The 11,184-nt window shown below is 72.1% G+C and carries 15 protein-coding genes; 13 read left to right on the top strand and 2 right to left on the bottom strand.

Going from position 1 to position 11,184, the window contains the following annotated elements:
- Positions 1–50: 50 nt before the first annotated feature.
- Positions 51–293 carry a hypothetical protein gene (locus JGS39_RS29125; protein ID WP_219572629.1) on the bottom strand — a complete coding sequence of 81 codons (243 nt, stop codon included), beginning with the start codon at positions 291–293 and terminating at the stop codon, positions 51–53.
- Positions 294–477: 184 nt separating this feature from the next.
- On the opposite strand from JGS39_RS29125, the gene JGS39_RS29120 reads away from it, so the two are divergent.
- Entirely contained in the window at positions 478–825 is a 348-nt protein-coding gene (locus JGS39_RS29120) for a hypothetical protein (RefSeq protein ID WP_219572628.1), read from the top strand.
- A gap of 365 nt (positions 826–1,190) precedes the next feature.
- On the opposite strand, the gene JGS39_RS29115 is transcribed toward JGS39_RS29120, so the two are convergent.
- Positions 1,191–1,937 (bottom strand): GntR family transcriptional regulator, encoded by a 747-nt coding sequence (locus JGS39_RS29115; protein WP_219572627.1) that lies wholly within the window; start codon positions 1,935–1,937, stop codon positions 1,191–1,193.
- Between the two features lie 180 nt (positions 1,938–2,117).
- Here JGS39_RS29115 and JGS39_RS29110 point away from each other — a divergent pair, with 180 nt between their 5' ends.
- The 12 genes from JGS39_RS29110 to JGS39_RS41515 form a co-directional block, all read left to right on the top strand.
- The gene (locus tag JGS39_RS29110; protein WP_219572625.1) at positions 2,118–2,360 is read left to right on the top strand and encodes a hypothetical protein; all 243 of its coding nucleotides are present in this window, start codon (positions 2,118–2,120) and stop codon (positions 2,358–2,360) included.
- A 212-nt stretch (positions 2,361–2,572) separates the two neighbouring features.
- Positions 2,573–2,998: a hypothetical protein gene (locus JGS39_RS29105; protein ID WP_219572623.1), complete on the top strand. Its 426-nt coding sequence runs from the start codon at positions 2,573–2,575 to the stop codon at positions 2,996–2,998.
- Positions 2,995–3,498, top strand: coding sequence for a hypothetical protein (locus tag JGS39_RS29100; protein WP_219572621.1), 504 nt, complete (start codon positions 2,995–2,997; stop codon positions 3,496–3,498). Before JGS39_RS29105 ends, JGS39_RS29100 begins: the two co-directional genes overlap by 4 nt.
- The gene (locus JGS39_RS29095) at positions 3,495–4,403 is read left to right on the top strand and encodes a hypothetical protein (protein ID WP_219572619.1); all 909 of its coding nucleotides are present in this window, start codon (positions 3,495–3,497) and stop codon (positions 4,401–4,403) included. The genes JGS39_RS29100 and JGS39_RS29095 overlap by 4 nt, the downstream gene beginning before the upstream one ends.
- Before the next feature lie 147 nt (positions 4,404–4,550).
- Positions 4,551–4,703: a hypothetical protein gene (locus JGS39_RS29090; RefSeq protein WP_219572617.1), complete on the top strand. Its 153-nt coding sequence runs from the start codon at positions 4,551–4,553 to the stop codon at positions 4,701–4,703.
- Between the two features lies 1 nt (position 4,704).
- Positions 4,705–4,830, top strand: a complete 126-nt coding sequence (locus tag JGS39_RS41520) for a hypothetical protein (RefSeq protein ID WP_264302818.1) — start codon at positions 4,705–4,707, stop codon at positions 4,828–4,830.
- 67 nt (positions 4,831–4,897) lie between these two features.
- A complete protein-coding gene (locus tag JGS39_RS29085; RefSeq protein ID WP_219572615.1) occupies positions 4,898–5,827 on the top strand; it encodes a hypothetical protein in 930 nt (309 codons plus the stop codon).
- 17 nt (positions 5,828–5,844) lie between these two features.
- Entirely contained in the window at positions 5,845–5,982 is a 138-nt protein-coding gene (locus JGS39_RS29080; RefSeq protein ID WP_219572613.1) for a hypothetical protein, read from the top strand.
- A gap of 114 nt (positions 5,983–6,096) precedes the next feature.
- Positions 6,097–6,396 (top strand): hypothetical protein, encoded by a 300-nt coding sequence (locus JGS39_RS29075; protein ID WP_219572611.1) that lies wholly within the window; start codon positions 6,097–6,099, stop codon positions 6,394–6,396.
- A 454-nt stretch (positions 6,397–6,850) separates the two neighbouring features.
- Complete coding sequence (locus tag JGS39_RS29070; RefSeq protein ID WP_219572609.1) at positions 6,851–8,344, top strand: protein rep; 1,494 nt, start codon at positions 6,851–6,853, stop codon at positions 8,342–8,344.
- A gap of 635 nt (positions 8,345–8,979) precedes the next feature.
- Positions 8,980–9,324: a MobC domain-containing protein gene (locus JGS39_RS29065; RefSeq protein WP_219572607.1), complete on the top strand. Its 345-nt coding sequence runs from the start codon at positions 8,980–8,982 to the stop codon at positions 9,322–9,324.
- The coding region (locus JGS39_RS41515) for a relaxase/mobilization nuclease domain-containing protein (RefSeq protein WP_219572605.1) at positions 9,321–11,184 on the top strand (1,864 nt) is incomplete at its 3' end. The genes JGS39_RS29065 and JGS39_RS41515, both read left to right, overlap by 4 nt.

Below are 11,184 nucleotides of genomic sequence, written 5' to 3'. Positions count from 1 at the left end.
GGTCCGGGAAGGACCCGCTGGGGGGACTTCGCCGCCCCCCGGACCCCCGCTCAGGTCGGCATCACCCGGCGCGATGCGGAATCGTCGTGGCCGGCACCGGTCGCGCCGGGCGACACCGCCCCCGCCGTCCCGTGCCCGAGCAGTCGCCGCGCCTGCTGAACCGGAGCAGGCAGACGCTCAACCGCATCAGCCGCCAACCGCTCAGCAGGCAGCAGCCGCGAGGCCACTGGAGACGACGTGCTGCCGGGGCTCATCGCCGGACCGGTGCCCAAGGGGCGTCGCGTGCTGGTCATGATCGAAGTGTGACGGACCCAGCGCTCCATAGCCGTCACAGTGACGGGTCTCTCTGGTCCGGATAGCTGTCACTGTGACGGCTATCCGGCGCGCGGCACGCCTCCGGACCTGGGCGACACGGCCACCGACACACGTGGCCCGGCCGCCCACCAGAGCCGTCACAGTGACGGCTACGGTCGACGGATGAGCGATGAACTGCCGACACAGAGGGTCGCCGGGGTCGAGTACCTGTCCTGCGAGTGGTGCGGGGAGGCGGTGAGCCAGCTTGGCTCCTGGTCCCCGCGCCGGTACTGCAAGCGCAGCCACCGGCAGCGTGCTTTCGAGGCCCGCCGCCTGGGCCTGCCGATGCAGAAGGACCGGGGCAAGGAGCCCGCCGCCGTCCAAGCCGCGGTCGCCGCCGATGACGTCGTGCCCGATCCGCCGGCCACGCCGTCGAACCCACCGCTGTGGGAGGACGACGACATAGCGCTCCGGCTCGCCCGGTACGGGATCGACACCGACGGCCAGGGGCTCCCGGCACGGGATGCCTGAACGACACGCACCCGCGCTCGGACGCGCCTGCACCGAAGGCTTCGCCGTCTTCCGCCGGGCATCAGCCGTTTCGCGGCAGCAGCTGCTCCCCGCCCGCCCATCTCCGGTGCCGCAGGGCCGCGTACGCGCCCGTCATCCGTGACGGCGGCGGTACGGCGACCGGCCCCGTGATCGCCCCGCAGACGGCCGCGAGACGCCCCGCGACCCCACCCCTCTCGCCGCCAGCCGTCTTTCACCGCCCCACGCTCGTCGCAGTCGCCCGGGGGTAGGCCACGGAGGATTACGGGCATTGGGCGCCCCAGGAACGACGAAGGCCCGCCCCTGATTTGGGACGGGCCGCGCGCAGAGATCGAGGGTGTGTTCGTTCAGCTGACGTCGTAGTCGTAGATGGACTCGCGGCCGTTGCCGTTGACGCTGACGCCGTACTCGACAGCAACGCTGTTCGCGTCGCGCAGGATGGTGCGGGCGATCTTGACTGCTGCGGGCAGCGTCAGCCCGAGCAGGTCCGCCTCCTCCTGGGTGGCCAGGCGTGCGGAGAGACGATCCTGCCCGTAGGTGGCTGTGAGTCCGGTCTGCTCTTCGAGGTAGGCCCAGGAGCCTTCCTTGATCCGTTCCGTTTCGAGGAGGCGGGGGGCAGTTGCGGCGAGTGCGCCGTCGTACCAGCTCGTCGATGCGCTGATGGCTTGGTCATCGGAGTTGTACGTGACTCGTACCCGCCGAATAGCCGGAGCGCCTTCGCTGATGCCCAGGACCTCGGCTACGTCCTGGGGCGCCGGCGCGAGCTCGGCGGTCACGATCCGGGCGTACTCCCCCGCCGTGTAGATCCTGCCCGTTCGACGGACGGAGTTCGCGCGGTCGCGCCCACTGCGATGCAGCAGATCGGCGGATGCACGGACCCGTGTACCCGAGCCCTGAACGGCTTCGACAAGGCCGTGTGCCTTGAGGGCTGTGACGACCTTCTGCGCGGTCGCCCGGCTGATCCCCCACTCCTCGGCCATCGCCCGGTCTGACGGGATCAGATCTCCCGGGCGGAGCGCGCCCGAGTCGATTTGGTCGCGGATATGGGCGATGACCTGCATGTACGGCGGCAAGGGCCGTTCGATCTTCGGCATCGGATTCCTCCTGTGTTCCTGCGGTGACGACACCAGGCTAGCCCACAGGCTTGACAGTGGACTAGCGGCTAGGCCACTTTAGTCCCACAGCAGTTCACAGGCTGTGGCGGCGCGACCTCATGGGGTGCAACCCATGAGGCCGCTGTCGGACCAATCCAGGGTGTGGAGAAGGGAACCGACGTGTCGATTGTGGCTGAGAGGGTGGCCCGCGTATTGCGGGTGGGGCTGGACGAGGAGGTGGAGCGGCAGACGCGGGAGGACGACGCGCGTGGTCCGGAGGCTGAGGAGTGCGGGATCGTGACGCGGCTGGTGCTGCCGGGCGGGTACGAGTGGGAGGCGCGTGAGTCCAACGGCGCTGCTCTTCCCGGCGGGGACGAACTGCGGGTCCGCGCACTGCTGAACCGGCTGGGGGTGCGGCTGTGACCGCCGCGATTCCTGGCACCAGCGCCAGCACCCCGATCACCCCGACCCGGGTGATCCCCGCTCCTCCGGCGGCCCCGCCGACGGGTGCCCCGGTTCCTCCGGCCGCACCGCCGGCGCCGAGGATGTCTGCCCCGGTCGCGCCGAAGGCTCCGCCTGCTCCTCCCGCTCCTCCGGTCGTGCCTCCGGGGCTCCCGCCGCAGTGGGGGAGCGGGTTGCCGTGGGGCGGCCAGCCGCAGCCGCAGGGGCCGATCGAGCTGCGGGTGCTGGTCGAGATGCTCCCCGTGGTCGAGCCTGAACTGACGTGGCGTGACCGGCTGCGGGCGATGGTCGCCCGGCTGCTCCGGCCGCTGATGACGTGGCGCGGTGCCGTCGCGCTCTTCCTCGCGGTCGCGCCGATCCCCGGTGTGGGGGAGAGCGCCGCGACGATCTGGCACTACACCGTGTCGGAGGCGCGGGGGATGAGCATCGGCAGCGGCTACGCGGTCGGGTTCGTGCCGCTCGCCGTGTCGGGGTTGCTGCTGACCCGTGTCGGCCCGACGGCGCCCCGTCTGTGGGCTCTTGCCGTGACGACGGTCGGCGCGTTCGGTGCGATGTCCTGGTACGACGTCGTGCAGCTCTTCACGGGGGTGACCCGATGAACGCGGTCCTCACGATGAGCGGTGCGGCCGTGTCGGTCGGCATCCTGGCGGTCAACGTCCGTGCCTGGTGGAAGAGCAACCGGGAGATCAAGAGCCTGGTCCCCTTCGCGGGCGGCCTGATCCAGGGATCGAGCTGGACGCTCTGCGTCGGCGGCCTGCTCGGCTGGGTCGCCGTTCGTACGGCGAGCGCGGGCAGTTCGGCCGGTGACTGGGGCGTCTCCCGGGTCACCGGCACCGGTGGCGGCGCCATCGCGTCCGGGAGCATGGGCAGCCTGACCCCCGCCGGGGCGTGCGTCGTCGTCATCGCCCTGATCCTCGGCGTCGTCTCGTTCAAGGCGGCGGGCAAGGAGGGCAAAAAGAAGATCGTCGGCGGCCTGTTCGTCGGCCTGACCCTGACTGCCACTGCTGGGTTCGCGCAGCTGATGCAGTGGGTGCCCGACGCCTACAACACGGTCGGTGGCGGGCTCCAGGACGCGCTGAACGGAGCGCTGCCGCTGTGAGCATGAACGTGATCAGCCTGTTCAAGAAGCCGCAGCAGGTCGAGGAGACCGAGCTGGCCGACGAGCTCGACGTCGTCGAGGAAGACCAGGAGGCGGGCGAGCCCGCCACCGAGGAGGAGACGGAGCGGCAGGCAGCCGTCCGCGAGATGCGGGAGGCGTTCAGCGAGGCCATCGCCCGGCTGTGGCAGGGGAGTCGGTGGATGTGCCACGGCTGTGCCCAGGGTCTTGCGGCCTGGTGCCGTAACGGCCGGCGCGACGACCTCGATGGAGCCGCAGCCGAGTACGGAGTCTGGGGCCGGGGGATCGCCCTGCTCGTGGGTGGCGGCGTCGTCTGGAAGTTGGTCGACGCGGCCCCGGTCCTGCTCGTCCCGGCGGCCGGGATCTGGGTGCTCGCCGCGCTGTACGCGAAGGAGCCCCCGGAGCCCGTCGAGAAGAGCGAGGAGGAGGGCGAGCAGGAGGGCGAGGGGGAGGCCCCCGTCGAGCCCCCCGTGATCGCTCTGGTGAGGGCCGAGATCGGGGCGGAGAAGGGGGTCCACCTCGGGGTCCTTTACCCCGCGATGAGGGGTGGTCTTCCGGGGGCTGAGGAGGCCCCCGACGAGGCCCTCCGGCAGCTGCTCCGTGAGCACCAGATTCCCACCCGCAGGAGTGTGCGTGCGGGGGGTATCTCGGGGCGGTCCGGGGTGCACCGCGATGACCTCCCTCCCCTCCCCTCCAAGGAACTCTCCAAAAGTGGAGCTACACCGCTCTCCACGGGTGGAGACGCAGGTCAGAGCACACGCGCGGAGAGCGGTGTAGAGGGGCGGAGAGGGGCTGGAGAGGGGTCGGAGAGGGGTGGAGAGGCCACTGCCCGGCTGATCCAGGACCCCGAGAACCCCGCCCGCTGGACTGTCGTCCAGGCGTCCTGACGGCTGCCCGATCCGCCCGGCACGACCGGGCGGTGAGGGGAGCCGGACAGACCCACGGCTCTACCAAATAACCGCGCGAGACGACCGGCTTTCTTGGCAGTAGGACGGTCGCCCCGCGCTCCATCTCCGCAGAGACAGGAGCCCATCGTGGCATTCCGCAAGACGATCTCCCAAGCCGAGCTGCGCGACAAGCTGCCCGAGAGGGACCAGGACTCCGGGCCGACGTACCAGTCGAGCCGCGGCGGTTGGTTCTCGGCCCCCGAGAAGCCGGTCCCCGGCGCCCCGAAGGGCGGCAAGTGACATGAGCGAGATTGCCGATCAGCAGGCCGCCGACGCACTTGCCCAGCAGCGCATTGCGGAGGCTCAGCGAGCGGCCGAGGCCGCAGCCGCCGCCCAGCGGGCGGCCGAGGCCGCCCGGGGCCGCTGACCCCCTCCCCGTCCAGGTGGCCGGTCCGGCTCAGCCGGACCGGCCACCTCTACCCCAGGAGCACAACATGTCTGCCGTCCAGCCGCCGGTAATGGCTCGACACACCACCGACACGGCCCTGACCTCGCGTGACACGGGCGCCGACACGGCCGATCTGCTCGTACGGGAGATGGTCGCGCAGCAGATGCGCACCACTACCACCGCGATCTACCGCTACATCACCTACGTCAGCCTCTGGGTCCTCCTGCTCTGCAGCGGCACGTTCGCCGCCGTCCAGGTGTGGGCCCTGCGCGGCTACCTCCCCACCGAACTGCCGGCCCCGGCAGCCTGGTCGTTGCCCGTCGCCCTCCAGGTCCTGGTGCTCGCGGCCGAACTCATCCTGCTCAGCAGCGCGGTCACCCGGTCCAACGGCGTCCAGGCCACGGCCGGTGCGGTAATGGCCATCGGCTACGGAGCAGAGATCACCGCCCACCTTCACGAAGGCGGCCGGGACCTGCTCACCGTGACGTTCGTCGTCATGTCCGCACTGCTCGCGCTGTGCTGGACTCTGCTCGCCCTCGCACTCCGAGCCGGAATCACCGACGCCGACGCCATCGCGCTCCAGCAGCGCACGCGCACCGCCCCGTCGGCCCCGGCGCCCCAGCCCGAGTTCGAGCCTGAGCTCACCGCGCCGCTTTCCCCCGAGCCCGAGTTCGACGAGCCCGAGCCCGAGTTCGTCCAGGAGGCCGTCCCCGAGAACTGGTACACGCCCGCACATCCGCTGCCCGACACGGCCGACACGGCCGTCGACACGGCCGACACGGCCGACGCCCCCGCACCCGGTGTCCAGCTCTCCGACGTCGAGATGGATGCCGTCGTACACATGATCGTGACCGAGACCGATCCCCCGCGCTCCTACCGCGAGATGGAGACCCGATACCGCGAGCTCGGCTACGTCGGAGGGGCGGGCCGACTGCGCGAGTCCTGGCACCGCGTCACCCAGCCCACCGCGGTCTGAGCGAAGGAGGTCACCCGATGGAGTGCGAGTTCTGCCACCAGGCCAAGCCCGATGTGATGGTCCGCCGTGACCCGTTCGCTTGGGAGGTCAACAACGAGGACTGGCAGGTGCCGATCTGCGACACCTGCGAAGGCAACCGAGCCGACGAGAGCTGACGGTTGCCTGTCCGTTCCGGCACCGGTCGGGACGGGCGGAGAGCCGGAACAGCCGCTCCTCGACTGCCGACACAACCCGACACAGCGGCCGACATCAACTGAAAGGATCTGCCAATGGACACGACCGACCGTTGCACTGCCTCCCACCCTGAGGACCCCACGCCGTGCGTCGGCCCGCACGACGCCGTGACCGTGCACGATGCCCACGGCAACGCGGCGCCCGGCTGCGAATGGCACGGCGCCCGACTCCTGGCCTCCCTCGTCGGCGCCCGGGTCGAGCCCGGCACCGTGGCCGGCGCGGCCATCCGCGTCTTCGCCGAGGCCGACATCACCCGCCCCTTCGCCTGGCTGACCGACGCCCCGCGCACCCAGCCGTCCCAGCGCAGCAACGCGGAGAACCGCAACAACGCCTGACGACACGCGAGAAGCCCCGCCGGATCACCGGCGGGGCTTCCTGCGAACCGTCAAACCACAGGCGTCACACAGGACGTCTGGTGAGTCGGGGGAACACCCCGCCCCAATAGATGCCAGGATCAACCCCAGACATGGCACGACCCCGGGTCTCTGACCTCCCGGGGTCGCCGCCTCCACTCGGTAGTCGACACCGAACGGACACGTTGCTTTGACAAGCGTACGAGAAACCGCGCAGGTGGCGCTACCGCGCCCCGCCGGACCCCGGTGCCACTGCGGTACCCCGATCACCCGCACGCCCGGCAAGCGGCCCCGCGTGTACTGCTCCGAAGCCTGCAAAAAACGGGCAAAGCGGGCACTTGCGCGGAGTGAGGCCCTTCCCACCCTCGACCAGTCGGGCGGCACTTCCGGAACCAAAAAGGGACGCGGCCTTGGTACTACCGCGAGAACTACGGACATGCAGGTCAGCGGCTTGCCCGAGGCGGGCAAAAGGGACGCTGGCTTTAGCGGGGGCGTCCCCGGCGCGAAGCCTGAGACCGGCACGGACACGGCCGCCCGCGACGCGGCCTTCCTCCTCCGGGAGGCGCTCCGCCCGCTGTCCGGCCTCCAGCGCCTCGCGGACTGCGGGCTCTCCGTCCTCGCGGGCGGCGTCACCCCCGTGATCCGCAACGGGCGGGCCGGGTTCGCCGGTGTCGTCACCTGCGGCTCGGTCCACGTCTGCCCCTGCTGCTCCACCTCGATCCGCCGCGTACGGCAGGACGAGCTGGAGCAGGTCGGGGAGTTCTGGGAGTGCCAGAGCTGCGGCCTGGTGATGATGACGCTCACCATGCGCCACTACCGCCGTGACCCGCTCGCGGACCTGGTGGAAAAGCAGCGCGAGGCATGGAAGCGCGGCTTCGGCCAGAACGCGGGCCGGGCCTGGCGCGACGCGAAGAAGACGTACGGCGTCCGCGGCTTCGTCCGGGCCTGGGAGGTCACCCACGGCGAGAACGGATGGCACGCGCACTACCACGTGCTCCTGTTCCTGGCCCGGCCCCTGGCAACCGGTCAGGTTCAGGAGCTCCAGCACCTCGCCTTCGAGGTCTGGGCCGCCGCGCTCGTCAAGGCCGGGGCCCGGATGCCGATCGAGATCAGCGAGAAGGACGGCAAGCCCGTCGCCGTGAAGATCGACGCCCCCGACCGGGGCGAGTCCGGCAAGCTGGCCCGCTACCTGATGAAGGGCCAGGACGGGAAAACGAAGTGGGGCATCGCCCACGAGCTGACCCGGCAGGACGTCAAGCAGGGGCAGGGCGGGCACCGCACCCCCTTCGAGATCGCCCGCGCGGCCACCGTTCAGGACGCCGACCCGATCGACGTACGGCTCTGGCAGGAGTTCGTCCAGGCCGCCGTCGGCATCCGCGCCCTGTACTGGTCCAACGGACTGCGCGCGCTGCTCAAGGAGATGGGCTTCGAGCTGGACGACCGCGCCGACGGCACGGTCGCCGCCGACGAGGCATCCGCTGGAACCCCGCTCGCCCGCATCCCCGCCTCGACCTGGTACCGCTACATCGCCCGGCACCCGGGCCGACCCCTGGCCCTGCTGCACGCCGCCGAGAAGGGCGGGGCCGCCGCCGTACGCGCCCTGATCGAGACCTGGGGACTCACCTGGGGACTCGACGTCCAGGAGCCCGACGTGTTCGAGGCGGGGACCGTGCCCACCGCCGACGAGGTACTCCAGAGCCTGGAGCGGGAGACGCTCGCCGCCCGCATGAAGGTCTGGCGCGACGAGTTCGACCGCCAGGACCGGGAGCGCCGCGCCCACCGGATCGTCCGCCAGGCACCCGGAGCCTGGGAGGCCCGCAAGGACGCTCAGGCCGCCGCCGACGAGGCCCGGAAGTCGGACGGGCCCGAGACCTTCCTCAGCCTCCTGCACCGCCGCCGCCGCGAAGCTCTGGCGACCGCGACGAGCTGAGCCGAGTGGTCCGGCGGGGCAGCCGACGCAAGCGCCGGCACCGGAGCCCGGGGGCTCCGGGCGGTGGTCGGTGAGGGCCGGTGACCGGGCGCGGGAGCGTCCAGGCCGAGAAGGCGCGGTCCGGTCACCTGACCCTCCGGCCCGCGCCAAAATCTCGGCAGCGAGGTATGCCGGTGCGCTTCGCTTACCGGCCCTCGCCCCACGGCTGCGCTGCGCTTGCCGGGGGACACCGCCCCGTTGGGGCGGTCACCGAGACGGCCTTGAGGGCCGCTCGGCGCGGGGGTGGTGGTCGTCGTCAGCGCCCCGACAGCACCGTCACCCGGCACCGCCAGAGCACCGCCAAGGCACCGCCACCTGACCGTCACCCGCCACCCCGGGTGGCGGTCAGGTGGCGGTGCCGGGTGACGGTCCCCGGGCGCAATTTCACGAGTGCACGTGCGGGGACACAGCCCGCGACACGGCACGGGACACAGGGACACAGGCCGCGACACGGACCGCGACACAGTCCGGATGGGGGGCGGCCGAGGCTGGGTGGTACGACTTGGAGACTGTCCCAACTCGGGACACTTCCGAGGACGCCAGGGGGCGGGATGGTACGTGGCACGCCGGGGTCGAGGCGCGGGCACACCGTGTCGGTGAGGCTGAACGACGCCGAGCGGGAGAGGTGGGACGAGGCACGCGTCACGTCTGGCCGGCGCGAACTCGGAGCGTGGGTCCGGGCGGTCGTCGAGGACGTCCTCGACGACCAGGTCGACGGGGCCGCCCCGGGTGCCGAGCGCGGCCCGGTGCCGCTGGACCCGGTGAGCCAGGCCGCGTACGACGAGCTGGTCCGGATCGGTGCGAACCTCAACCAGCTCGTCCGCTACACCCACCAGGACGGAGCCCTGCACCCGGCAGTCGAGCAGGCGCTGTTCGAGGTGGGCAACGCCGCGCTGTCCCTGCGTGGCATCGAGCCGATGCGGCCCACGGACCCCGAGTGATCGCCAACATCACCAAGGGGAAACGCGCGGTCGGCGCGCTGGTCTACGACTTCGGACCCGGCCGCCGCGACGAGCACATCAACCCGCGGATCGTCGCGGGCAACGTCACCGGCACCCCGCTCCAGGTCGCCCGCGCGATCGACCACACCGCCCGCCGGCGGCCGGGCATCACCGCGCCGATCTGGCGTACGTCGCTGTCCCTGCCCGACGAGGACGGCATCCTGCCCGATGCCCAGTGGTCCGCCATCGCAACGGCGTTCATCGCGGACATGGGGTTCGACGGGGCGCCGTGGGTCGCCGTCCGCCACGGTGACGACCACATCCACCTCACCGTGTCCCGCGTCGACTGGGGCGGGCAGCTGCTCACCGACCGCTGGGACTACCGGCGTGCCCGCGAGGCAGCAGACCGCATCGAGGAGGAGCACGGCCTGGTCCGCGCCGCCGACCGCTTCCGCGCCGAGGGCCCGCAGGTCCGCAACAACGAACTGGAGGCGTCGAACCGGCGCCGGGGCCCGGACGCTGCCGTGCCGCCCGAGCGTGAGGAGCTGCGCCGCCTGGTCCGCGAAGTCCGCGACGCGAGCCGCGGACTCGGCCGCGACGCCTTCGAGTCCGGCCTGGCCGACGTCGGCGTCCGCTTCCGGGCGAACGAGGCGAGCACCGGGAAGATGAACGGCTACTCGTTCACGGTCGACGACCTGGTCGACGGCGAGGGGGAGCGGATCTGGTTCCCCGCGTCCAAGGTTGCCCGTGAGCTCCGGTGGGCCCAGCTCAAGACCGTGATCGGAGACGGCCCGCCCGCCGGGCCGGACGCGGCGGCCACCGCCGAATTCGTGGACCGTGCCACCGAGATGATGCGGCAGGGCCGCATCGAGCGCGGGACCGCGCTGTCCGGCGACCACCCGGCGCTCAGCAGCGACCCGGCCGCCCGCATCCTCGCTCAGTGGCAGGCGAAGACCGCCGGGCAGGAAGTGCCGGCGGAAGCACTGTCCGTGCCGAAGCCCGAGTCGGTCCCGGCCTGGACCGACCGGCGGCGGCGCCCGCACGGAGCGCTCGCCACCGACGCGATCCCTGGCGAGATCAAGAAGGCCCGGCGCCAGATCGCCACGTGGCAGAGCGAGATGGAGACCGCCCACGCCAACGCCCGCGACTGGGACGGCATGGCGACCGGGGCGGTCACCGGCGCCCGGGTGCGCAACCTCCATCAGCTGCAGGCCGCCGTCGCCGCCGCCGAGCCGCACATCGAGGCCGCCGACACGGCCCGGCACGACCGTGTCGCCGCCGACACGGCCGCCGACGCGGCCCGCACGACCTGGCGGGAGGCCAGCCACCGCAAGGAACTCGGGCGGCTGGAGCTGCGGCGGATGGGCACCAGCCGCAAGGCCGAGGAGAAGCGCGCGACCGCCTCCGGCGAGGCGATCCACGCGTACGTCGAACAGGGCCGCCAGGCGATGACCCGGGCCGTCGAAGCCAGCCGTGCCGCCCAGGAGGCGTCCGGACTCCCGGACGCCGAGGCCGAGGCGACACGGCTGCGCGAGAAGTGGCCGCAGCTCCTGGCCGACGCTCAGCGCGGCGACCAGGACGAGGGCCGCGCCCGCCGTGACGCCGAGCAGTCCCGCGCTCAGGGCCTCGCTCGCCGCGTCGACGCGGTCGCGGCCCGTGCCGACCGGCTCGCCCAGGAGGCGGAGTTCCGCCGTACGATGCCCGCCGACCAGGCCAAGGCCGAGGGCCGGGCCCGCCGCGACGCCGCCCGTACGGCGCCGTCGACCGCCCGCCGCCGCAAAGCGGCCCCGCGGCCGCCGGGCGAGCAGCCCGCCCACCTGCGCCGTCAGCCCCCAGCCGCCGGTGGTCCGGGAAGGACCC

Origin of the sequence: Streptomyces poriferorum (assembly GCF_019399235.1) — a bacterium.
In the GTDB taxonomy this organism is placed as follows: domain Bacteria; phylum Actinomycetota; class Actinomycetes; order Streptomycetales; family Streptomycetaceae; genus Streptomyces; species Streptomyces poriferorum.
The sequence above is the reverse complement of the archived record's forward strand: the minus strand, read 5'-3'. Positions and strand labels throughout refer to the sequence as shown.